Here is a 23,805-nt window from a genome sequence, read left to right as displayed (position 1 = left end):
CATAGTTAAACCCGTGTATCAACCTACGAAGGGATTTCGCCGTGCGCTGGCTCAGGATCGCCATAGGTTTCACTGTCAGTCTGCTGACCCTGCTCTGCATGCTCTCGGCCCAGGCCGCCACGCAAGGCAGTGGCTGGGCCGTATTGCTTGATGAACAGGCCGATCTGCAACTGAGCGACATTCGCTCCCCCCGCTACACCAATCAATTCAGCCCCATCGAACTGGGCCTGATCACCGCAGCCGAGCCCAACAGTGCGTTGTGGATACGTTTCAAGCTGCAACCCGGCAAGCACGAGCAAGTGCTGCGGGTCTTCGCGCCGGACCTGGCGCACCTGAACCTGTACGTGCTGGACGGCGATACGCTGGTGGAGCAACTGAACTCCGGCACCCGCCAACCCCAGGCCGAACGCCCGCTACCCAGCAGCGACTTCATGCTGCCCCTGCCGCAAATCCAGAAGCCTCTGGACGTCTACGTGCGCCTGGTCTCGGAACATGAACTGCGCCCTTACATCACCCTGGAACCGGCGGTCATTGCTGCCGCCAACCAGAACCAGACGCTGGTATATGGACTGCTCTTCGGCTGCCTGGTGATGCTGATCCTGCACAACCTGACCCGCTACGCCTACCATCGCTCACGCAGCAGCCTGTGGCTGGCGGCGTGCGAAGGGTTGTTGTTGCTCAGCCTGATGCTGTTGCTCAACCTGCTCGGCCCGTGGCTGCCGAACTGGCACGCGATTCAAACCCCCGGCGCCTACCTGGCCTTGCTGCTGACCGCACCGTGCGGGCTGATGTTCGCCTATCGCTTCTTCGCGCCGCTGGGCCCCCATCCGCTGAACAAGCTGCTGATGGGGGATATCCTGCTGATCATCCTCTGCGGGTTGTTGCTGCTGTTCGTCAACACCCTGCCGCTGAACATCATTACCTACGCGCTGGTGGCGCTGGCCGGCCTGAGCATGTTGTTCGTCTCGGCGTATCACTGGCAGAAAGGCTACCGGCCGGCGCGGCTGTTCATGCTTGCCATGGTGATTTTCAATATCGGCACGCTGATTATCCTGCCAGCATTGCTGGGCCTGACACTGGTGGCGCCGCAAGGGTTGATCGTCACCCTGCTCGGTTTTATCTGTATCAGCGGCCTATTGATGAGCCTGGCCCTGGGCGAGCGCCAACGCAGCATCATCGAAGACCGCTTCAGCCTCAGTCGCGACCTGGCCGCCAGCAACGCGGAAATCGCCGCCAAGGCCGAGTTCCTGGCGAAAATCAGCCACGAAATTCGCACCCCCATGAACGGCGTGCTGGGCATGACCGAGCTGCTGCTGGGCACCCCCTTGTCGGTCAAGCAGCGCGACTATGTGCAGACCATCCACACCGCCGGCAACGAGCTGCTGACCCTGATCAACGAGATTCTCGACATCTCCAAGCTCGAATCCGGGCAAATCGAACTGGATGACGTGCAGTTCGACCTCAACGCGCTGATCGAAGATTGCCTGAGTATCTTCCGCGCCAAGGCCGAACAGCAGAACGTCGAGCTGATCAGTTTTATCCAGCCTCAGGTACCTCGGGTCGTCAGCGGCGATCCGACACGCCTGCGCCAGGCGTTGTTGAGCCTGCTGGAAAACGCCCTGCACAAGACCGATGAAGGTGAAGTACTGATTGTCGTCGCCCTGGATGAGCGCAGCAGCAAACCGCGCCTGCGCATTGCCGTACAGGACAGCGGCCTGCCGATGGAGCCCGCCGAACGCGACGCCCTGCTGCACAGCGAACTGCACAGCAAGAATTTCCTCTCTGCCACGCGCTTGAGCGGCCACCTGGGCCTGGTTATCGCCCGTCAGTTGATCCTGTTGATGCACGGCGAGTTCGGTATCAAGAGTGGCAGCCAACAGGGCAGCACCTTGTGGCTGACCTTGCCGCTGGACCCGGAACGCCTGGAACACCCGACCTCGGACCTCGACGGCCCGCTCCAGGGCGCACGGGTACTGGTGGTAGACGACAACGACACCTGCCGCAAGGTGCTGGTGCAGCAATGCACGGCCTGGGGCCTGAATGTCAGCGCCGTACCGTCGGGCAAGGAAGCCCTGGCCCTGCTGCGCACCAAGGCGCACCTGCGGGACTACTTCGACGTGGTCCTGCTGGACCAGAACATGCCCGGCATGACCGGCATGCAGTTGGCGGCGAAGATCAAGGAAGACCCAAGCCTGAATCACGACATCCTGCTGATCATGCTCACCGGCATCAGCAATGCGCCGAGCAAGATCATCGCGCGCAACTGCGGGATCAAACGCATCCTGGCCAAGCCAGTGGCCGGCTATACCCTCAAGACCACCCTGGCCGACGAACTGACCCAGCGCAGCAAAGGCATCACCCAACCGCGCCAGGCGGCCCCGAGCGCACCGGCAGCGGTGACGGTGCCCAGCGACTTCCGCATCCTGGTGGCCGAAGACAACAGCATCTCCACCAAGGTGATTCGCGGCATGCTCGGCAAGCTCAACCTGCAGCCGGACACGGCCAGCAACGGCGAAGAAGCGTTGCAAGCGATGAAGGCCCAGCGTTATGACCTGGTGCTGATGGACTGTGAGATGCCGATCCTCGACGGTTTCTCCGCCACCCAGCAATTGCGAGTCTGGGAAGTCAGCAACCAGCGCATCCGCACGCCGGTGGTGGCGCTCACGGCGCACATCCTTTCGGAACACAAGGAACGCGCACGCCAGGCCGGGATGGACGGGCACATGGCCAAGCCGGTGGAGCTGTCGCAACTGCGCGAGCTGGTGGAGTACTGGGTGGCACAGCGCGCACAACGGCCTGAGCACGTCCCTACTTCCTGACGCCATTGGCCTGGCGAGTTTGTTTTTGTGGCGAGCGGGCTTGTCAGATCGCCACAGGACAAGCAGCCTTCATCGCGGGTAAACTCACGCTCGCCCTCCTTCGTTGTGAGCTCCCACCATGCTCCACGTGTTGTTCAGTGTTTATTTGAAGATGCTGGTGCTGTACAGCCCCTTCTTCGTACTGTCCTGCTTTATCAGCCTGACCCGTGGTTATTCCAGCAAGGAGCGCCGGCGCCTGGCCTGGAAGGTGGGACTGGCGACCCTGGTGTCGAGTGTCCTGCTCTATCTGTTCGGGCGGGTGATTTTCAGCGTGTTCGGCATCACCGTGGATGCCTTTCGTATCGGCGCCGGCAGCGTGCTGTTCATCTCGGCCCTGGGCATGGCCCAGGGTAAATCAGCAGTGCAGACCGACAACGTGCAGCAGGACGTGACCATCGTCCCGCTGACCATCCCACTGACAGTCGGCCCCGGCACTATCGGTGCGTTGCTGGTGATGGGCGTCAGCCAACCCCATTGGGATGACAAGATCATAGCAATCCTCAGCATTGCCCTGGCCAGCCTCACTGTGGGCGTGGTGCTTTACCTGTCCAACCGTATCGAAAGCATCCTCGGCGATCAGGGCTTGCAGATTGTCAGCCGGCTGATGGGTTTGTTTGTATGCGCGCTGGCGGCGCAGATCATCTTTACCGGCGTGCGCGGTTATCTGGTGCCCTAGGGCACCCCGTCAGATTCTGTATTTGGCGATGGGCATCAGTACTTTGCCTCCCGCACGCTCACGCAGCCGTTTGATCGTGGCTTCGTTGGCCACAGATGTATTCAGCACCAGGCATGCTTGCACTTCAGCGGCCCCATTGCGGGGCCGCCGTTGTTTCAGGAGAGCGGTTTTTCGCCATACCAGCGCGGCGTGTACACCCATTCGCCGCCACCCGCCCGAGGGAACGTGCACGTAGTGGACGAGCCAATCAGCACCATGGTGCGCATGTCCACCTGGTCCGGCGTCAGTTGCCCAAGGGTGGTGGTGCGCAGGGTCTGGCCCGGACGACCAATGTCGCGGCCCAGCACCACAGGCGTCTCGGCCGTACGATGCTGCGCGACGATCTCCAGGGCGCGACCCAACTGCCAAGGCCGGGCACGGGAGATCGGGTTGTAGAACGCCAGGGCCAGGTCGGCCTGGGCTGCCAGGTCCAGGCGTCTCTCGATGATCGACCAAGGCTTGAGGTTGTCCGACAGCGACATCACGCAGAAGTCATGCCCCAGCGGCGCACCCGCCTGAGCGGCCGTGGCCAGCGAGGCCGAAACGCCCGGAAGGATCTCCAGGTCGACACGCTGCCATGCCGGATCGCTGGATTCGTGCAAGGCTTCCAGCACCGCAGCGGCCATGGCAAACACGCCGGGGTCGCCGGACGACACCACCACCACCGAACGCCCCTGGGCCGCCAGTTCAAAGGCATGCCGCGCGCGCTGCATTTCTTCACGGTTGTCGGTGCAGTGCTGGATCTGGTCGGCCCGAAACGGCCCGGCCATGCGCACGTAGGTTTCGTAGCCCAGCACATCGGTGCAGCGGGCCAGCTCGGCCTTGACCGCTGGCACCATCAGCTCGGCAGCGCCGGGGCCCAGGCCGATCACCGCCAGACGGCCACGGGGACGGCCAATGAGCGACAGGTCCAAAGGTTCGTCGGCCACCGTGATGACGATGTCGGCGTTCGTCACCACGTCGGCGAAGCGCAGTGGCACGGCAAGTTCCATCGCCGCTTCATGCAGTTCGGGATTGGCCATGTCGCTGTCACTGGCCAGCAGGCACGCCAGGGAATGCACGGCAATCCTGGCCTCTTGCAAGGCAACACGAATACGCGAAGCCAACCCCGTTCCCGGACGGCACGTTACCCACACACTCTTCGGGTAGATCAGCAGCTCATTGGCCGCCGGCGTGCGCTCGGCACTGCCCACATGAATCGCCAGGCGCGCCTGCTGATCCTGCGCCAGGTTGGCCTGGTCCAGCCAGGGCGCCACGCCTTCGATGCGTACGCTTTCACCGGCCAGCAGATCAGAGACAAAACGCTTGCCCAACTCGAGATCAGCGAGCTGATAGCCGCTGGGCGGATTGAGCAGGCACGTACCAAAACGCAGTTCACCACTGGTAGTGATCGCAGCGGCAACACCCAATGCCGCAGCGATTTCCCGCGCCAGCCCATTCACCCCGCCCAGGCCGCCGAGCAGCGGCACGACGGCGCTGCCATCCTCGGCCACGGCCAGCACCGCCGGTTCCTCGCCTTTTTCCAGCAACAACGGCGCCAGGGTGCGGATGACAATCCCGGCGGCGCACAGGGCGATAATGGGCGTGCCCCGCTGGTAGAGCTGGCGCAGCGTAGCGCCGAATTCGCTGTACAACCGGTCGGCGCCATCAACCCGCTCGGCCAGGCCGTGGATCAACGCGTCGGGGTACAACTTCTGAATGTTGCGAGCAGTGGCGAGGCTGCCATTGCCCAGAATGACAATCGCGGGCGCGGGACGAGTCATCAGCCTTGCCACCTTTCACCGGGAACGATGATCAACGAGAAGTACGGCGAAGACATCGGCTCGACCTGATCCAGGGCGACGATTTTCTGGTTGGCCATGGTTGCACGCTCGACATACAGCGCCCGCCCGGCCAGACCCAACTCTTCCAGCACCTGACGCACCTTGGTGAAGTTGCGCCCCAGCTTCATGATCACCGCCGCATCGGCATCCGCCAGGCGACGCTTGAGTTCGTCATGGGGCAATACGCCAGAGAGCACCGACAGGCTCTGATTGCGATACACCAGCGGTGCGCCGAGCACCGACGCACCACCGAGCATCGAGCACACTCCCGGGACAACCTGGGCGTCGTAGCGCTCGGCAAGGCGGTCGTGCAAATACATGTAGGAGCCGTAGAAGAACGGGTCCCCTTCACAGATCACCGCCACGTCGCGCCCCGCATCCAGATGCGCGGCCACCTTAACGCTGGCGTCGTCATAGAAGTCGCTGATCACTTGCTCGTAGGAAAACGGTGCTGGCAAGGCTTCGGTGGTCACGGGATAAACCAGCGGCATCAGGGTCTGCTCAGACACCAGGTGCTCTTCGATAATGCCGAAGGCGTTGCCCTTTTTGCCCTTGGCGACGAAGTACGCCACCACCGGCGATTCGCGCAACAGGCGCAGGGCCTTGAGGGTAATCAGCTCCGGATCACCGGGGCCAACGCCCAGGCCAATCAAACGTCCGCGTGCCTGCATTATTCGATCTCCGTGGCCAGGGCGTTGACGGCAGCAGCAGCCATGGCGCTGCCGCCCAGACGGCCTTGCATGATCACAAACGGCACGCCACGGCTGTCAGCGGCAAGCATGGCTTTGGACTCGGCGGCGCCGACAAATCCCACCGGAAAACCGAGGATCAGCGCAGGCTTTGGCGCACCCGCGTCGAGCATTTCCAGCAGGTAGAACAAGGCGGTGGGCGCATTGCCAATCACCACCACGCTGCCTTCCAGGTGCGGGCGCCACAGTTCAAGGGCGGCGGCGGAGCGGGTGTTGCCCAGTTCCTGCGCCAGGGCCGGCACGCTGTCATCACGCAGGGTGCAGATCACCTGGTTGTTGGCCGGCAGGCGGGTACGGGTCACGCCTTCGGACACCATCCGCGCATCACACAAGATCGGCGCACCCGCGGCCAGGGCTTCGCGGCCAGCCTTGCCGGCACCTTCGGAGAACTGCAAACCGTCGATGGACTCGACCATGCCGCAGGCATGAATCACCCGCACGGCCAGTTTTTCCAGGTCGGCCGGGATGCGATCCAACTTGGCCTCTGCGCGAATGATCGCAAAGGAGTTGCGATAGATCTCCTGACCGTCGCGGATGTAATCAATCATCGGTGTTGCTCCGTGGGCGGGCGCGCAGCAGGGCGCCCGTCGCTTCAATAGAAAGAGTGCGCGCGTGCAGACGGCCGAAACCCGGCTGGCCTGCTTCGCGAAAATAGAGGTCGTAGTGACCGGGGCTTACCGCCAGCAACGTGACCGGCGCGGTATGGGCAGCAGCGCAGGAGCGTGGGCAGCCTGACAAGTGAACATTCAACGCGTGACCACTGGCTTGCAGCAGCGTCGCCAGGTACAGGGCGTCGGCCTTGGTGTCGGCCAGTCCTTTGCCGCAGCCGCTGGAGCCGGTACAGGCGATCATCCGCGCCAGGGCCTGGTCTGCCGAGCAGAGGAAGCCCAGTTGCGCCAGGCTCTCGCTGACAACATCAGCATCTTGTGCCCGCAGATTGGGCAGCAGCACGCCTTGCCACGGGGTGAGACGCAGGCTGCCATCGCCATAGGCAGCGGCCAGCTGCGCGGCGCCCTGGAGCATATTCGAATCCAGGCGCCCCAAAGGTGCGACGGCGACGACATGGACCCGGTTTTTTTGACGCTGTGGATAAGTTCCCACGTGCAGCGCTGCCTGGCCGAGGCGGCGGGAAAAGCCGTCGACAGCCCGCAAAGGCACACTCAAACGCGCCGCCAGTTGCCCCATGAAGTTATCCACAGGCGTTTCGGCCAGCAGGTGACGCATGCGGATCTGTTCAGGGCGGGCCAGGTCGAGAAATAGCTCCAACACCGCCACCACCAGTGCATGCCCTTGGGCCAGCGGTACGGCGGCCAGTGGCGCATCGTGACCAGGGCAGCCGGCCAGACCGAAGGCCAGCAGCGTCTGACCGTCAACGTCCCAGGCCGACAACCACAGGTCATGGTGGTGTTCGAGCATTGCCAACACTTCGCCGCCATCCAGTTGCACGGCGAACTTGGCCGACAGCTCATGGAAACGCGGGTGGGTTTGCAGGGTAGCGAGTATCTGGTCCGCCAAGGGCCGGGTGTCGAACAGCATGTCCCGGTCGATGCCAGCGCTGGGGCTGAGCATCACGTTGCGCACATCATCACCGGCGGCGGTGGTCGGTCCCAGGCCGACAGCCAGCAGACAGGCGATCAGCGCGTCGTGTTCGGCGCCGATCCCGCGAATCTGCAAGTTGGCGCGGTTGGTTGCCTCGATCACTCCACCGGCATAGGTCCGGGCCGCGTCCGCCACGGCTACCGCCTGTTCGGCGCGAATAGAACCGCCCGCCAACTTGATCCGGCAGATCCCGCCATCCAGTGCCTGGACAATACGCAGCAGCCCCGGACAAGCCGAGGGGCGTAGGGTGCTGGACAGTGGGAATGGCTTCACGGGGCTACTCAACGGGCTACCGGTTCACAGGTAAAGGCGCGGTATTATGCCTGCTTTGTCCGACGGCATGAAAAGCCTGCCCGTCGGATGTCGTTCAAGGAATCAATATGTCGCCCTGGCTGACGGTAGTAGGCATCGGTGAAGACGGTTTCAAAGGCCTGGGCAGGAATGCCCGGCACGCTCTGCTGCACGCCTCCAGGATCATTGGCGGCCAGCGCCAACTGGACTTGTTACCGGTGTGCATTCGCGGTGACCGGGAGCTGTGGCCCAGCCCGTTTTCCCTCGAACCGCTGTTGGCCGGGCGTGGTGAACCGGTGTGTGTGCTGGCCAGCGGTGATCCAATGTTCTACGGCGTCGGCGCCAGTCTGGCACGGCAAGTGGCGGCCAATGAGCTGCTGATCCTGCCGGCGCCCTCCTCTGTTTCGCTGGCGGCGGCGCGCCTGGGTTGGCCATTACAGGATGTGCTGACGTTGTCGGTGGTCGCCCGCCCGTTGGCTACGCTCAATGCCCACCTGTCCAGCGGAGTGCGCGTACTGGTGCTGAGCAACGACGGCCAGAGCCCGGCGGCCATCGCTGCCTTGTTGTGTTCAAGTGGTTTCGGCCCGAGTCGTTTAAGTGTGTTCGAGCACCTGGGTGGCGCGGCTGAACGTCGCATCGACGGCGTTGCCGAGGATTGGCAAGACTCGCCGTTTGCCGCGTTGAACCTGGTAGCCATCGACTGCCTGGCTGCACCGGGTACGGCACGTCTGTCACGGTTGGCTGGGTTGCCAGACGCCGCTTTCAGGCACGACGGCCAACTGACCAAGCGCGACGTGCGCGCCATGACCCTGGCCCGTCTCGCGCCCACTCCCGGCGAACTGTTGTGGGACGTCGGCGCCGGCAGCGGCTCCATCGGCATCGAATGGATGCGCGCGCACCCCAGCTGTCGGGCGCTGGCTATCGAAGCGGACGAAGGCCGTCAGCTTTTGATCGAACATAACCGCGATGCCCTCGGCGTGCCGGGCCTGCAATTGATACGCGGCAGCGCGCCTCAAGCCCTCGATGGCCTTGAAGCTCCCGACGCCATCTTCATCGGCGGCGGCGTGACCCGCGCCGGCGTGCTGGACACCTGCTGGCAACACCTACGCCCCGGTGGCCGGCTTGTCGCCAACGCCGTCACCCTGCAAAGCGAAATGACCCTGATGGCCTGGCGCGAACAACACGGCGGTGAGCTGACCCGCATCCATGTTGCCCAGGCCCAGCCTTTGGGTGACTTCGACACCTGGCGCCAGGCACTGCCGATCACCTTGCTGGAAGTGATCAAACCACAATGAAGCGCATCCTCCTGCTGGGCGGCGTCACTGAAGCCCTGGCCATCGCCCGCACCCTCGGCCCGCAGCATATCTACAGCCTGGCCGGCATCGGCCGGGTGCCCACCGACCTCACCTGCCAGGTTCGCGTCGGCGGCTACGGTGGCACTGAAGGCCTGGCGCAATTTATCCGCGACCAAGGCATCGACCTGCTGCTGGACGCAACCCATCCCTACGCCGCGCAGATCAGCCAGAACGCTGCTCGTGCGGCGCAACTGTGTGCCATTCCCTGCTGGGCCTTGCGCCGCCCGGCGTGGCAGCCGCAGACCGGTGATGACTGGAGGGAAGTCGGCGACTGGGCCGAGCTGATCGTCGCGCTGAAGCCCTTCAAGCGCCCGCTGTTCACCCTGGGCCGCGAACCGCTGCAACACCTCGACGAAATCCCCGCCGAGCAGTTCTGGACCTTGCGGGCGCTGGATAGGTATCCCGGCAACAAACGCTGCGAAGTGATCGGCGCACGGGGGCCGTTTTTGATCGAGGCTGAACGGGCCTTGTTCGAACGCAGGCAGATTGATGTGCTGATCAGCAAGAACAGCGGCAGCAGTGCGACCGAACCGAAGCTGGAAGTGGCGCGCGAGCGTGGGGTGCCGGTGTTGGTGTTGAAGCGGCCAGTGTTGGCGGGGGTGGATCGGGAGTTTTTGTCGCTGGAAGAAACACTCGCTGCGTTGGAAAACTTCGCCCGATAAGTCAGGATCATTCGCTTGCTTGAACAGTAACCTATTTGTTACCTTCAGGGTCGCCAATGATCGAGATCGAAGAATACCAACGTGAAAACCAGATCAGCCCGTTCGGTCAATGGTTCTCTTCCTTGAGTGTGCAGGCGGCACTTAAGGTTTCAAACGCATTGGTTCGGCTTGAAATGGGCAATACCAGCAATATCAAATGGTTCGATGGGCTCGGTGAATACCGCATTAACTGGGGGCCGGGTTACCGGATTTATCTGATACAGGAAGGCCATCGGCTGATCATCCTGTTTGGCGGTGGCGACAAGTCCAGCCAAAAAAGAGATGTCAAAGCAGCAAAGTCGCTGATCAACGAGTATCAGCGTTGCAAAAAATCGGAACACCAGAGGTAGCCGACATGGCGCTCACCCGCAGTTATAAACACACCATTGCCGAACGCGCGCAGCGTGATCCTGAATTTGCCCAAGCTCTTCTGGATGAGGCTGCTACGCTATTTCTCAACGGCGAACCAGAAATCTCGCGCGTGATCCTGCGTGATTTGGTCAATGCCACAGTTGGCTTCGAAGGCTTGGCGAAAGAGACAGCAAAACCCAGTAAAAGCCTTCATCGCATGCTTTCAGCCAAAGGCAATCCAAGCATGGACAATCTGGCTGCGATATTCGCAGTGGTCAGGAAGGCGCTAGGCGTCGATATGCAAGTTCATGGAGTGCCTGCGGCCTAGCCTGATAGCACTGCGACACCAAACCGCACACCCGGTTTTTACTTATCCACCCCGATCAGGCTAAATACCCATCTGATCGTTTAAACCCTACGGATTGTCCGCCATGGCCCGTCAACGCTTTGCATTTGCCTGGATCGCCTGTTTTGCAGTGCTGTTCAATGCGTTTGCCATGCCGATGGCCGGGGCGATGCAGCAGGCCAAGAGCCCTGGCGAACAATTGCTGTGGGGCAGCTTCTGCTCCTCAAGCGGTACCAAGCTGGTGGCGATTTCCCTGGGAACGCTGGAGCAAGAGGAGCCGCAGCAGGACGAGCACTCCACCATGCAGCATTGCTGGTGCTGTTCGGGCTCGGCGCCGTTGGTGGCGCTGCCGGGGCATGTGCCGCAGTTGTATGTCACTCGATTCGACGCCGCGCAGAGCCTGCCGCTGCCGTCACTGCAATCCCCCACGCCGCGCCAGCAATGGCCGAGCCTTAATCCCCGCGCCTCTCCGACGGTCTGATCACTTCGCAATTGACCTGCGTTTTGAACCATTCTGGAGAACTGCCATGCTTAAATCTTCCCTGCTCCTGGCTGCGTTGTTGCTGCCGGTGTGTGCCGCCAATGCCGATGACTACAAGGCCGGCGACCTTCTGGTAAGCGATCCCTGGTCACAGGAACTGCCCCCCAACGCGCCGACCGTCGCGGCGTATTTTGTGATTCATAACCAGGGCGACAAACCTGATCGCCTGCTCAGCGTCGACACGCCAGTGGCGGCCAAGGCCGAACTGCATGAGCATGTGATGCAGGGCGACTTGATGAAGATGCAACTGGTACCCAGCGTCGCCGTTCCGGCTGGCGGGGACCTGAAGTTCGCCCCCATGGCCTACCACGTGATGCTGCTGGGCCTGAAGGACCGCAGTGTCTTGCAAGACGGCAAGCATTTCCCGCTGACCCTGCACTTCGAAAACGCAGGGCCGGTAAACGTACAAGTGTCGGTGCAAAAAGTGCCGCCAATGGTCACCCACGAGCACATGCACGCTCAGTAACCACCCAAGACCGGCCCCATCATGGGCGCTCCGGACAACAGGTTATCCACCAAGCCCGTAAGCCTTGCTCGCGGCAGTTGGATCAGCCTGTTTGCCATGCTGATGATCTTTATCGGACCGCTGATTTCCCAAGCGATGCCGATGGATCATCACGCCGGCATGTCCATGCCGATGAGCATGGACGCCAGTTGCCATGGCGAACGTCAACACCCGCCCGAACACGGCAAGCCTCCCACTGCCGACCCTGTGCTGTGGGAAAAGTGCGGCTATTGCAGCCTGTTGTTCAGTTGCCCGGCGCTGCCTGGCAGCGTGTCGTTCGTCGCCCTCAGCGCCCCGTCACCCGCTAACGCCATCACCCCTTCCCCGCGCCTGGGCCATGCCCGGCAGAGCATTTTCCCCGGCGCCCGCAGCCGAGCACCGCCCATCGCTTCGTAAACACCCACACCCTGAAACCACGCCCGGCCGACTTTAGACAGACAGCCACAGGCTGCTGGCCGTGTTGTTTACGATTGATAGATGGAATTTTTCATGTCCAGGTTTTCTGCTGACACCCGTATGGGATGTACCCCCGTTCTTGCCGTTCTGTGTGGCGCACTACTGGCGCCACAGGCTCACGCCGACGACCACGCCGAGCACAACAATGAGCTGAGCCCTACGGTAATCACCGCCATCGCCCCCAGTTCGCCGCTGACGATCATCACCAACCCCAAGGACCCTCGCCAGCCGGTGCCGGCCAGTGATGGCGGCGATTACCTCAAGACCATCCCCGGCTTCGCCCTGGTGCGCAACGGCGGTACCAACGGCGACCCGGTGCTGCGGGGCATGTTCGGCTCGCGCCTGAACATCCTCACCAACGGCAGCATGATGCTCGGCGCCTGCCCTGGGCGAATGGACGCACCAACCTCCTACATCTCCCCGGAAACCTACGACAAGCTGACGGTGATCAAAGGCCCGCAAACCGTACTCTGGGGCCCTGGCGCCTCGGCGGGCACGGTGCTGTTCGACCGCGAGCCGGAGCAGTTCGGCGAGTTGGGCACGCGGGTCAACGCCAGTGTGCTGGCCGGCTCCAACGGGCGTTTCGATAAAGTCATCGACGCTGCCGCCGGCGGTTCTTTGGGCTATGTCCGGGTGATTGGTAACCAGGCCCACGCCGACGACTACAAGGACGGCAACAACGACACCGTCGCCTCGCGCTACGACAAGTGGAACGGTGACGTCGCCCTCGGCTGGACCCCGGACGCCGACACCCTGCTGGAGTTGACCGCCGGCCGTGGCGATGGCGAGGCTCGCTACGCCGGGCGCGGCATGGACGGCTCGCAATTCCTGCGCGAAAGCCTGGGCCTGCGCTTCGAGAAATCCAACATCGGCGAGGTGTTGGACAAGGTCGAGGCCCAGGTCTACTACAACTACGCCGACCATGTGATGGACAACTACAGCCTGCGCACCCCGTCGGGCACCGGGATGATGGCAGGTCCCATGGCTTCCAACGTCGACCGCCGCACCCTCGGCGCGCGGATCAAAGCCACCTGGCGCTGGGCTGATGTGCAACTGATCAGCGGCATCGACGCGCAGACCAACGAGCATCGCCAGCGCAGCGGCATGGGTATCGATACCTACAAGGACGTGCCGCGCAACAAGGACGCCGACTTCCACAACTACGGCGTGTTCGGCGAGCTGACCTGGTACGCCGCCGACAATGACCGCGTGATCACCGGCGCCCGCCTGGACCGCGCCTCGGCCAAGGATTTTCGCCAGCGCACCGGCTCCGGGATGATGGCTCGGGCCAACCCCACCGCCAACAACACCCGCGCCGACACGCTGCCTTCCGGCTTCGTGCGTTATGAACACGACCTGTCCGACAGCCCCACCACGCTGTACGCAGGCCTCGGCCACGCTGAACGATTCCCCGATTACTGGGAGTTATTTTCCCCAAAATCAGGGCCGTCGGGCTCGGTGAATGCCTTCGACGCGGTCAAACCGGAAAAAACCACCCAGCTGGACTTCGGCCTGCAATACAAAACCGCTGACCTGGAGGCCTGGGCTTCGGGCTACGTCGGCCAGGTGCGCGACTATATTTTGTTCAATTACACCCCAGGGATGATGGGCACGACTTCCCAGGCACAGAACATCGATGCACGAATCATGGGCGGCGAATTGGGCGCGGCGTACAAACTCACCTCCAACTGGAAAGCCGACGCCACTCTCGCCTATGCCTGGGGTAAAAACAGCAGCGACGGCAAGGCCCTGCCGCAAATGCCACCGCTGGATGCTCGCTTCGGCCTGACCTACAGCGAGGACAACTGGAGCGCCGGCGCTCTGTGGCGAGTGGTCGCGGAGCAAAACCGCATCGACCAGAACAAAGGCAACGTGGTTGGCAAAGACTTCGACAAGAGTTCGGGCTTTGGCGTGTTCTCCCTGAACGCGGCGTATCGCATCAATAAAAACTTCAAGGTCAGCACCGGCGTCGACAACCTGTTCGGCAAAGCCTACGCCGAGCACCTGAACCTCGCCGGCAACGCCGGGTTCGGCTACCCAGCCAATGACCCGCAAGCCATCAACGAACCGGGGCGCACGCTCTGGACCAAGGTTGATATGAGTTTCTGACAGCGAACACCATTGTTGTGGCGAGCCTGCTTGCCACAACAAATAATTTGATCGGCCAGATAAATAACAAGCCTTGCGGAGCAACCCCGATGAACCCTCCAAAGATTTCCTTCTACAACCTGGCCTGGCGCTGGCACTTCTACGCCGGGTTGTTTGTCGCCCCCTTCATGGTGCTGCTGGCTGTAACCGGCATCATCTACCTGTTCAAACCCCAGCTCGACCCACTGATGTATGGCGACTTGCTCAAGGTGCAAAGCGCCGAGTATGTACTGAGCGCCGATGAACAACTGCAACGAGCCAAGGCGGCCTATCCCCTGGGCACCATCAGCAAATACCTGCCGCCGGTGGACGCCACCAGCAGCGCGCAATTTGTCGTGCTCAACGAAGGTCACGAGGTGACGGTATTCGTCGACCCTTATCGCGGGACAGTGCTGGGCGAGCAGGACGCGAAAAATAACCTGCAAGCCATCGCCCGCGCGCTTCACGGCGAGCTGATGATCGGCACCGTGGGCGACCGCCTGGTAGAGCTGGCGGCCGGTTGGGGCGTGATGCTGGTGGTCTCTGGCCTGTACCTGTGGTGGCCGCGCGGCAAGTCGCCGGCCGGGATCTTGTGGCCACGTTTGGGCAGTCGCGGACGGCTGTTCTGGCGCGACTTGCATGCAGTCACCGGTTTCTGGGGCGCAGCGTTTTTGCTGGTGATGATCCTTAGCGGCATGACCTGGACTGGCTTCTGGGGCAAGCAATACGCCGACCTGTGGAACCGCTTCCCGGCGGCGATGTGGAACAACGTGCCGCAGTCCGACCAACAAGCGCGCGTCCTCAATACCGCCACACAACAGACCGTGCCCTGGGCCATGGAAAACACGCCGATGCCGATGTCCGGCGATCATGCCGAACACATGAACCACGCTGGCATGAGCACCGGCCCGGCAGCGCCAACCCTGCGCCTGCAACAGCTCGTGGACCTGGCCACCGCCCGCAAGGTTGAACCGGGCTACAGCATCACCTTCCCCACCACCGCCGAGGGCGTATTCACCATCGCGGTGTTCGCCAACGACCCGCGCAACGACGCCACCCTGCATGTCGACCAATACACCGGCAAGGTCCTGGCCGATGTGCGCTGGGAACACTACAACACCGTAGCTCGGGCCACTGAAACCGGAGTGATGCTCCACGAAGGCAAGATGTTCGGCGTGGTCAATCAGATCCTGGTGCTGCTGATCTGCCTGATGATTCTGCTGAGCGCGGTCAGCGGCGTAGTGATCTGGTGGAAGCGCCGGCCACAAGGCGGCCTCGGGGTTCCGCCGTTGCGCCATGACCTGCCGAAGTGGAAAGCCGCCATGGTGATCATGCTGGGCCTGGCGATTGTCTTTCCCCTGGTGGGGGCGTCTCTGATCGTGGTCTGGGTGTTGGATCGCCTGGTGCTGGCGCGTTTTTTTGGCCAGCGTAAATCTGCTTCACCTTCGCTATGAAGCAGTCGAGACGCCCTGCATAGAAGCACTGTGTAGCCTTACGCAGGCTTTCGCCCCCTACGCAACAAGTGTTAACTTGTAACACTTGCTGCGTGATCTCCGCTCGCCAAAAAAATCTGTCTTGAATGTGTACAACCGATAGGAAACCAATGACCTCACTCAACCTCACCCAACTCGCCTGGACCCCATTGGGTCACGGCCACTGTCATCACCAGTTCCAATTGCGTGACGCCAGTTTGCAGGTGGGTGCCGGGGAGTTTGTCGGGTTGATCGGCCCCAATGGCAGCGGCAAGACCAGCTTGTTGCGCTGCGCCTATCGGTTCAGCAAACCAGAAAGCGGCGAGGTACTGCTCGACCACCAGAACGTCTGGAAGCAATCCTCGCGCTGGTGCGCCCAGCGCATCGCCGTGGTGCTTCAGGAGTTTCCCGATGCCTTCGGTTTGCGGGTGGACGAGGTGGTCGCCATGGGCCGCACACCCCATAAGGGATTGTTCGACAGCAACACCATTGAAGACCAAAAACTGATTCAACAGGCCCTCGAATCCGTTGGCCTGCTGGGCTTTGAAGACCATGCCTTTGCCACCCTCTCCGGCGGCGAAAAGCAACGGGTTATTCTCGCCCGGGCCCTGGCCCAACAACCGCAACTGCTGATCCTCGACGAACCGACCAACCACCTCGACCCGCGCTACCAGCTTGAGCTTTTGAAGCTGGTCAAACGCCTGAAGATCGGTACCCTGGCCAGCATTCACGACCTGAACCTGGCCGCCGCGTTTTGTGATCGCCTGTATGTGATCAACCACGGGCGCATCGTCGCCAGCGGCACGCCTCACGAAGTGCTGACCGTCGAACTGTTGCGCGAGGTATTCGGCGTCGAGGCGCTGATCGACACTCATCCCCTGTCCGGCTACCCCCGAATCACCTGGATAACCCAACCATGATCCTGCGCTCCCTGCTGTCCATCGCTTTGTTGTTCAGCGCTTCCCAGACCTTCGCCGAATCGACCCTTTACCCGCTGAAAATCCAGAGTTGCAACCGCGAAGTGACCTTCAAGGAAGCCCCCAAACATGCGGTCAGCCACGACATCAACATGACCCAGATGATGCTCGCCCTGGGCCTCAAGCCACATATGGCCGGCTACAGCGGCGTCACCGGCTGGAAGTCGGTAACCCCACAAATGGCGCAGATCCTCGACGGCCTGCCGGAGCTGGCGAGCAAGTATCCGTCAGTGGAAACCCTGCTCAACGCCAACGTCGATTTCTTCTTCGCTGGCTGGGACTACGGTATGCGCGTGGGCGGTGACCTCACCCCGCAAACCCTGCAACCCTTGGGCATCAACGTCTATGAGCTGACCGAATCCTGCGCATTTGTCATGAAGCGCCCGGCGGCCACTCTTGAAGACACCTACAACGACCTGCGCAACCTGGGCAAGATTTTCGACGTGCAAGACCGCGCCAACACGCTAATCGCACAGATGCAGGAGCAAGTCGCCGAGGTGCAAAAAAGCCTGCCCGCTGACAAACCTCGCGTCTTCCTTTACGACAGCGGCGAAGACCGCGCCATGACCTCCGGGCGCCTGGGCATGCCGCAAGCACTGATCGATGCGGCCGGTGGGCGCAATATCCTCGATGACGTCGAAGCCAGCTGGACCCGCATCAACTGGGAAACCGTGGTGGAGCGCAATCCGCAGGTCATCGTGATCGTCGACTACAGCGAAACCACCGCCGAGCAGAAAGAGCAATTCCTGCTGAACAATCCGGCTCTGCAATCGGTGGACGCCATCAAGAACCAGCGCTTTATCGTCATCCCTTACGTGCAAGCCACGCCAGGAATCGACAACGTGCTGGCGGTTGAAACCCTGGCCAAGGGATTCCACGGCGAATGATCAACCGTCGCTACGCCTTGTTGCTCAGTGCCCTTGGTGCGTTGTTGCTGGTCTCCTGCGTGGTCTCGCTGGGGTTCGGCTCGGCGCGGGTACCGGTGGACGTGGTGTGGCGGATTTTGCTGCACAAGGCCTTCGGTATCGGTGAGATGAACTGGAGCGTCGGCCAGGAACATATCGTCTGGCTGATCCGGGTGCCGCGCATGTTGCTCGGTGCGCTGGTGGGCGCCGGCCTGGCGTTGATCGGCGCGGTGTTGCAGGCGGTAACGCGCAACCCCCTGGCCGACCCGCACCTGCTGGGCGTGACCTCCGGCGCCACCCTCGGCGCGGTGATCGTGGTGCTGCATGTCGGTGAAATTGTCGGCCTGCTGACCCTGCCCATCGCCGCCTTTATCGGCGCGCTGCTAAGCATGATCGTGGTGCTGGCAGTGGCCAGCCGCAACGGTCGCCTGGAAAGCGATCGCCTGCTGCTGTGCGGCGTGGCGGTGTCGTTCGTGATGATGGCGGTGGCCAACCTGCTGCTGTTCATGGGCGATCACCGCGCGGCGTCGGCGGTGATGTTCTGGATGCTCGGCGGCCTGGGGCTGGCGCGCTGGGAGTTGCTGGCGGTTCCCTTCGCCACCGTACTGTTGGGGCTGGTGCTGCTGCTGGGGATGGCTCGCCCGCTGAATGCCCTGATGGCCGGCGAACAGACTGCCGTGACCCTGGGCTTGAACGCACGCAATGTGCGGCTCAAGGTGTTCCTGATCGCCTCGCTGATGACCGGCGTGCTGGTGTCCATCAGCGGTTCCATCGGTTTTGTCGGGCTGATGGTGCCGCACATTGCCCGGCGTCTTGTAGGCGCCGAGCATCGGCGCTTGCTGCCGGTGTGCGTGCTTCTGGGCAGCATCTTCCTGGTGTGGGTCGATGTCGCGGCACGCACAATGATTGCCCCGGAGGACTTGCCCATTGGCGTGGCCACCGCGGCCATCGGCGGGCTGTTTTTCATAGGGTTGATGCGCAAGCGCTGACACCCGGCAGCTACCGCCCCGTTGTAGCGCACGCTTGCGCACCAACACTCCTCCCCTGCCTGCTCATGGTGCGCAGCTGCCGGCCGCCACTGTGCAAAACCGACTATTTCCTGCCTTTTGCCGACTAGGCACACCCCTTGCAACTACCCACTCAATGCCCGTATCTGCCCCCACATAACAACGTTGAGTCATGGAGATTGCACAATGAAGCGTCGCAGCTTGATCAAGGCTTTCACTCTGTCGGCATCCATAGCCGCCATGGGCATGACCTGGACTGTCCAGGCCGCCGAGACCATCAAGATCGGTATCCTGCACTCGCTGTCCGGGACCATGGCCATCTCCGAAACGTCCCTCAAGGACATGGCGTTGATGACCATCGACGAGATCAACGCCAAGGGTGGCGTGAACGGCAAGATGCTGGAAGCGGTGGTGGTGGACCCGGCATCGAACTGGCCGCTGTTCGCCGAGAAAGGCCGGCAGTTGCTGACCCAGGACAAGGTCGCGGTGGTGTTTGGTTGCTGGACTTCGGTGTCGCGCAAATCGGTACTGCCGGTGTTCGAAGAACTCAACGGCCTGCTGTTCTACCCAGTGCAATACGAAGGCGAAGAAATGTCGCCCAACGTGTTCTACACCGGTGCCGCGCCTAACCAGCAGGCGATCCCGGCGGTGGAATACCTGATGAGCGAAGAAGGTGGCAGCGCCAAGCGCTTCTTCCTGCTGGGCACTGACTATGTGTACCCACGCACCACCAATAAAATCCTGCGTTCGTTCCTGCATTCCAAAGGCGTGGCCGACAAGGACATCGAAGAGGTCTACACCCCGTTCGGTCATGCCGATTACCAGACCATCGTCGCCAACATCAAGAAGTTCTCCGCCGGCGGCAAGACTGCGGTGATCTCCACCGTGAATGGCGACTCCAACGTTCCGTTCTATAAAGAACTGGCCAACCAGGGCCTGAAAGCCACCGACGTTCCAGTGGTGGCCTTCTCTGTGGGTGAAGAAGAACTGCGCGGCATCGACACCAAGCCGTTGGTGGGCAACCTCGCGGCGTGGAACTACTTCCAGTCGGTGGAAAACCCGGTGAACAAGAAATTCGTGGCTGACTGGAAAGCCTACGCCAAGGCTCACAACCTGCCGGGCGCGGACAAAGCCGTGACCAACGACCCGATGGAAGCCACCTACGTCGGCATCCATATGTGGGCCCAGGCTGCTGAAAAAGCCAAATCCACCGACGTCGACAAGGTCCGCGAAGCCCTCGCCGGCCAGACCTTCGCCGCACCATCGGGTTTCACTCTGACCATGGACAAGACCAACCACCACCTGCACAAGCCGGTGATGATCGGCGAGATCCAGGCTGACGGTCAGTTCTCTGTGGTGTGGCAGACCAGCGAGCCAGTCCGTGCCCAGCCGTGGAGCCCGTACATTCAGGGCAATGACAAGAAGCCTGACTATGCCGTGAAGAGCAACTGAGCCAAGAAGACTGGCCAATAACCTGTGGCGAGGGCACTTGCTCCCTCGCCACAACAGCCCGGCTCCCACATTGTCCGCGCAAGGCCCACTGATATGCCTACTGCCCTCTACCGCTTCATCCTGGCCGTCCTGCTTGTGCTGCCCGTGGCCGCACACGCAGGCGATGCCGACGATTTCCTGGCCGCCAACCCGACCCAACAAGCCAAGCTGCTGCAAGACTGGGCCGCCCAGCCCGATCTGGCCCGCATCGAGTTGGTCAACGCCCTGCAACAAGGCCAACTCACGGTCAATGGCGAAACCAAAACCGTACGCCTGAACAACCGCCTGCGCGGCCTGATCGACAACGTGCAAGCTAGCCAGCAACTGCTCGCCGCCGATCCCAGGATTCGCCAGGCAGCAGCGCAAACCCTACAAAAAAGCGCCCAACCTGCGCAGCTGAAATTCCTCGACCAGCAACTCGCCGCTGAGACCAACGACGACGTCCACGCCGCCCTGAGCCTGGCCTTGGCCAGCCTGCAACTGGTGGACACCGACCCGGCCGTACGCCTGGCCGCCGTGCGCCTACTCGGCAACACCGGCGACCCGCTGGCCCGCACCCGCCTGGAAAGCCTGCTGGCCCCAGGCGTGGAAACCGACGCTGCCGTGCACACCGCCGCCGAAACCAGCCTGGCCCAGGTCAAGCGCAAACTGCTGGTGGGCGAGATCCTCGGCCAGGCCTTCAGTGGCATGTCCCTGGGTTCGATCCTGCTGCTGGCGGCTCTCGGTTTGGCGATCACCTTCGGCTTGCTCGGGGTGATCAACATGGCCCACGGCGAGATGCTGATGCTCGGCGCTTACTCCACCTATGTGGTGCAGTTGCTGATGCAGCGCTACGCGCCCCAGGCCATCGAGTTCTATCCGCTGATCGCGCTGCCGGTGGCGTTTTTTGTCACCGCCGCCATCGGCATGGTCCTGGAGCGCACAGTGATTCGTCACCTCTACGGCCGGCCCTTGGAAACACTGCTCGCCACCTGGGGCATCAGCCTGATGCTGATCCAACTGGTGCGCCTGGTGTTCGGTGCGCAGAACGTTGAAGTGGCCAACCCGGCCTGGTTGTCGGGCGGGATTCAAGTGCTGCCCAACCTGGTGCTGCCGTACAACCGCATCGTCATCATCGCCTTCGCCCTGTGTGTGGTGGTGCTGACCTGGCTGCTGCTGAACAAAACCCGCCTGGGCCTCAATGTGCGAGCGGTGACCCAGAACCGCAACATGGCCGCCTGCTGCGGCGTGCCCACCGGGCGCGTCGACATGCTCGCCTTTGGCCTCGGTTCCGGCATCGCAGGCTTGGGTGGCGTGGCCTTGAGTCAAATTGGCAACGTCGGCCCGGACCTGGGCCAGAGCTACATCATCGACTCGTTCCTGGTGGTGGTGCTCGGCGGCGTCGGCCAGTTGGCCGGCAGCGTCATGGCCGCTTTCGGTTTGGGCATCGCCAACAAGATTCTTGAGCCGCAGATCGGCGCCGTGCTCGGCAAGATCCTGATCCTCGCGCTGATCATTCTGTTTATCCAGAAACGCCCGCAAGGACTCTTCGCACTGAAAGGACGGGTGATCGACTGATGAACCAGCCATTGATGCTGACTGCCGCGCAAAAGGCCGGGCCCAAGGTGACGATTGCCGTCGGTGTGGTGATCCTGATCCTGCTGCTGGCCTTGCCGCTGTGCTCCCTGCTGTCGCCGGAAAACCCGCTGCACGTCTCGGCTTATACCCTGACGCTGGTGGGCAAGATCCTCTGCTACGCCATCGTCGCGCTGGCCCTGGACCTGGTCTGGGGTTACGCCGGGATGTTGTCCCTGGGCCACGGTTTGTTCTTTGCCCTCGGTGGTTACGCCATGGGCATGTACCTGATGCGTCAGGCCTCTGGTGATGAATTGCCGGCGTTCATGACCTTCCTGTCATGGACTGAGTTGCCGTGGTATTGGGTCGGTACCAATCACTTCCTCTGGGCGATGTGCCTGGTGGTGTTGGCGCCGGGGTTGTTGGCGCTGGTGTTCGGTTTCTTCGCCTTCCGCTCGCGGATCAAGGGCGTATATTTTTCGATCATGACCCAGGCTTTGACCTTCGCCGGAATGCTGCTGTTCTTTCGCAACGAGACCGGATTTGGCGGCAATAACGGCTTTACCAATTTTCGCAGCATCCTTGGCTTTGGCATCACCGAACCGGGAACGCGGGCAGTGCTGTTTTTCGCCACCGTGCTGTTGCTGGTAGCGAGCCTGTACATCGGCTGGCGCCTGGCGCAAAGCAAGTTCGGCCGGGTACTGACGGCACTGCGCGATGCCGAGAACCGCCTGATGTTCTGTGGCTACGACCCGCGCGGATTCAAGTTGTTTGTCTGGGTCTTGAGTGCGGTGCTGTGTGGCCTGGCGGGTGCGTTGTATGTGCCGCAAGTGGGGATCATCAACCCCAGCGAAATGTCACCGACCAACTCCATTGAAGCCGCCGTGTGGGTGGCACTGGGCGGGCGCGGCACGCTGATCGGTCCGCTGCTGGGCGCAGGTGTGGTCAACGGCATGAAGAGCTGGTTTACCGTGGCCTTCCCCGAGTACTGGCTGTTCTTCCTTGGAGCGCTGTTCATCATCGTGACCCTGTACTTGCCCAAGGGTGTAATCGGTCTGCTGAAGAAGAGGGGCGAATCATGAGAGTCACTGCAACGGCTGAATTCATGCTCGAACCGATCCTGGAACCCAACAAGGACCAAGGCACCAGCCGCGACGCCATCGGCCTCGGCCAGGCGGCTGGCAAGGGCCTCAATACCCGCCACGGCACCATCCTGACCCTGGAAGATATCAGCGTCAGCTTCGACGGATTCAAGGCCCTCAACGACCTGAACCTGTACATCGGCGTCGGTGAACTGCGCTGCATTATCGGCCCCAATGGCGCGGGCAAGACCACGCTAATGGACGTGATCACCGGCAAGACCCGACCCAGCCACGGCAAGGCCTGGTTCGGCGAAACCCTGGACCTGACGGCGCTGAGCGAAGTGCAGATCGCCCAGGCCGGGATCGGTCGCAAGTTCCAAAAGCCTACGGTGTTCGAAGCCCTGAGCGTGTTCGAAAACCTGGAGCTGGCGCAGAAGACCGACAAGTCGGTATGGGCCAGCCTGCGGGCGCGCCTGAGTGGTGAACAGAAGGATCGCATCGACGAAGTGCTGGACACCATTCGCCTCACCGCCTCGGTCCATCGCCCGGCCGGCTTGCTGTCCCACGGTCAGAAGCAGTTCCTGGAAATCGGCATGTTGCTGATGCAAGACCCGCAACTGTTGCTGCTGGACGAACCGGTGGCGGGCATGACCGACGCCGAAACCGAATTCACCGCAGAACTGTTCAAGCGCCTGGCGGACAAGCATTCGTTGATGGTGGTGGAACACGACATGGGCTTTGTCGGCTCGATTGCCGACCACGTCACCGTATTGCACCAAGGCAGCGTGTTGGCCGAAGGGTCGCTTGCACAGGTGCAGGAAAATGAGCGGGTGATCGAGGTGTATCTCGGTCGCTGACCGGCGCTGTTTGTGGCGAGCGGGCTTGCCACAATAGGCTCTG

The 23,805-nt window shown here is 62.1% G+C and carries 22 protein-coding genes; 18 read left to right on the top strand and 4 right to left on the bottom strand.

Annotation, left to right across the window (positions count from 1 at the left end; genetic code table 11):
• The first annotated feature begins 41 nt into the window (after positions 1-41).
• Positions 42-2,819 (top strand): hybrid sensor histidine kinase/response regulator, encoded by a 2,778-nt coding sequence (locus ACZRJ6_RS19685; protein ID WP_463969171.1) that lies wholly within the window; start codon positions 42-44, stop codon positions 2,817-2,819.
• Positions 2,820-2,937: 118 nt separating this feature from the next.
• Complete coding sequence (locus ACZRJ6_RS19680) at positions 2,938-3,534, top strand: MarC family protein (protein WP_463969170.1); 597 nt, start codon at positions 2,938-2,940, stop codon at positions 3,532-3,534.
• A gap of 155 nt (positions 3,535-3,689) precedes the next feature.
• Here ACZRJ6_RS19680 and cobJ read toward each other — a convergent pair whose 3' ends face one another.
• Genes cobJ through cobG form a run of 4 tightly spaced genes read right to left on the bottom strand, consistent with a single transcriptional unit; the run spans position 3,690 to position 8,002 of the window.
• Complete coding sequence (cobJ, locus tag ACZRJ6_RS19675) at positions 3,690-5,336, bottom strand: precorrin-3B C(17)-methyltransferase (RefSeq protein WP_463969169.1); 1,647 nt, start codon at positions 5,334-5,336, stop codon at positions 3,690-3,692.
• A complete protein-coding gene (locus tag ACZRJ6_RS19670; protein ID WP_463969168.1) occupies positions 5,336-6,067 on the bottom strand; it encodes a precorrin-2 C(20)-methyltransferase in 732 nt (243 codons plus the stop codon). Before ACZRJ6_RS19670 ends, cobJ begins: the two co-directional genes overlap by 1 nt.
• Entirely contained in the window at positions 6,067-6,693 is a 627-nt protein-coding gene (locus ACZRJ6_RS19665) for a precorrin-8X methylmutase (protein WP_463969167.1), read from the bottom strand. The genes ACZRJ6_RS19670 and ACZRJ6_RS19665 overlap by 1 nt, the downstream gene beginning before the upstream one ends.
• Positions 6,686-8,002, bottom strand: coding sequence for a precorrin-3B synthase (gene cobG / locus ACZRJ6_RS19660; protein ID WP_463969230.1), 1,317 nt, complete (start codon positions 8,000-8,002; stop codon positions 6,686-6,688). The genes ACZRJ6_RS19665 and cobG overlap by 8 nt, the downstream gene beginning before the upstream one ends.
• A 122-nt stretch (positions 8,003-8,124) precedes the next feature.
• Here cobG and cbiE point away from each other — a divergent pair, with 122 nt between their 5' ends.
• The 16 genes from cbiE to urtD all read left to right on the top strand — a co-directional run bounded on the left by cbiE (position 8,125) and on the right by urtD (position 23,762).
• On the top strand, positions 8,125-9,330 hold the full coding sequence (gene cbiE / locus ACZRJ6_RS19655) for a precorrin-6y C5,15-methyltransferase (decarboxylating) subunit CbiE (protein ID WP_463969166.1): 1,206 nt from the start codon (positions 8,125-8,127) through the stop codon (positions 9,328-9,330).
• Entirely contained in the window at positions 9,327-10,052 is a 726-nt protein-coding gene (locus ACZRJ6_RS19650) for a cobalt-precorrin-6A reductase (protein ID WP_463969165.1), read from the top strand. Before cbiE ends, ACZRJ6_RS19650 begins: the two co-directional genes overlap by 4 nt.
• Positions 10,053-10,108: 56 nt before the next feature.
• Positions 10,109-10,441, top strand: coding sequence for a type II toxin-antitoxin system RelE/ParE family toxin (locus ACZRJ6_RS19645; protein WP_463969164.1), 333 nt, complete (start codon positions 10,109-10,111; stop codon positions 10,439-10,441).
• A gap of 5 nt (positions 10,442-10,446) precedes the next feature.
• Entirely contained in the window at positions 10,447-10,770 is a 324-nt protein-coding gene (locus tag ACZRJ6_RS19640; protein WP_149411094.1) for a helix-turn-helix domain-containing transcriptional regulator, read from the top strand.
• A 103-nt stretch (positions 10,771-10,873) separates the two neighbouring features.
• The gene (locus ACZRJ6_RS19635) at positions 10,874-11,269 is read left to right on the top strand and encodes a DUF2946 domain-containing protein (RefSeq protein WP_463969163.1); all 396 of its coding nucleotides are present in this window, start codon (positions 10,874-10,876) and stop codon (positions 11,267-11,269) included.
• A 46-nt stretch (positions 11,270-11,315) separates the two neighbouring features.
• Complete coding sequence (locus tag ACZRJ6_RS19630; protein ID WP_463969162.1) at positions 11,316-11,795, top strand: copper chaperone PCu(A)C; 480 nt, start codon at positions 11,316-11,318, stop codon at positions 11,793-11,795.
• A 21-nt stretch (positions 11,796-11,816) separates the two neighbouring features.
• Positions 11,817-12,230, top strand: a complete 414-nt coding sequence (locus ACZRJ6_RS19625) for a DUF2946 domain-containing protein (protein WP_463969161.1) — start codon at positions 11,817-11,819, stop codon at positions 12,228-12,230.
• Positions 12,231-12,323: 93 nt separating this feature from the next.
• Positions 12,324-14,399: a TonB-dependent copper receptor gene (locus tag ACZRJ6_RS19620; RefSeq protein WP_463969160.1), complete on the top strand. Its 2,076-nt coding sequence runs from the start codon at positions 12,324-12,326 to the stop codon at positions 14,397-14,399.
• Between the two features lie 89 nt (positions 14,400-14,488).
• Complete coding sequence (locus ACZRJ6_RS19615) at positions 14,489-15,871, top strand: PepSY-associated TM helix domain-containing protein (RefSeq protein ID WP_463969159.1); 1,383 nt, start codon at positions 14,489-14,491, stop codon at positions 15,869-15,871.
• 149 nt (positions 15,872-16,020) lie between these two features.
• The gene (locus tag ACZRJ6_RS19610; protein ID WP_463969158.1) at positions 16,021-16,809 is read left to right on the top strand and encodes an ABC transporter ATP-binding protein; all 789 of its coding nucleotides are present in this window, start codon (positions 16,021-16,023) and stop codon (positions 16,807-16,809) included.
• On the top strand, positions 16,806-17,753 hold the full coding sequence (locus ACZRJ6_RS19605) for an ABC transporter substrate-binding protein (protein WP_463969157.1): 948 nt from the start codon (positions 16,806-16,808) through the stop codon (positions 17,751-17,753). Before ACZRJ6_RS19610 ends, ACZRJ6_RS19605 begins: the two co-directional genes overlap by 4 nt.
• Positions 17,750-18,760, top strand: coding sequence for a FecCD family ABC transporter permease (locus tag ACZRJ6_RS19600; RefSeq protein ID WP_463969156.1), 1,011 nt, complete (start codon positions 17,750-17,752; stop codon positions 18,758-18,760). Before ACZRJ6_RS19605 ends, ACZRJ6_RS19600 begins: the two co-directional genes overlap by 4 nt.
• A gap of 204 nt (positions 18,761-18,964) precedes the next feature.
• On the top strand, positions 18,965-20,230 hold the full coding sequence (gene urtA / locus ACZRJ6_RS19595; protein ID WP_463969155.1) for an urea ABC transporter substrate-binding protein: 1,266 nt from the start codon (positions 18,965-18,967) through the stop codon (positions 20,228-20,230).
• Positions 20,231-20,323: 93 nt separating this feature from the next.
• A complete protein-coding gene (gene urtB, locus ACZRJ6_RS19590) occupies positions 20,324-21,826 on the top strand; it encodes an urea ABC transporter permease subunit UrtB (protein ID WP_463969154.1) in 1,503 nt (500 codons plus the stop codon).
• Positions 21,826-22,905 (top strand): urea ABC transporter permease subunit UrtC, encoded by a 1,080-nt coding sequence (gene urtC / locus ACZRJ6_RS19585; protein ID WP_463969153.1) that lies wholly within the window; start codon positions 21,826-21,828, stop codon positions 22,903-22,905. Before urtB ends, urtC begins: the two co-directional genes overlap by 1 nt.
• Positions 22,902-23,762, top strand: a complete 861-nt coding sequence (gene urtD, locus ACZRJ6_RS19580) for an urea ABC transporter ATP-binding protein UrtD (protein WP_463969152.1) — start codon at positions 22,902-22,904, stop codon at positions 23,760-23,762. Before urtC ends, urtD begins: the two co-directional genes overlap by 4 nt.
• The last annotated feature ends 43 nt before the right edge of the window (positions 23,763-23,805 follow it).

The organism is Pseudomonas sp. C321, from assembly GCF_055407105.1.
Note: the sequence above shows the minus strand (reverse complement) of the source record. Positions and strands in the feature narration are given on the sequence as shown.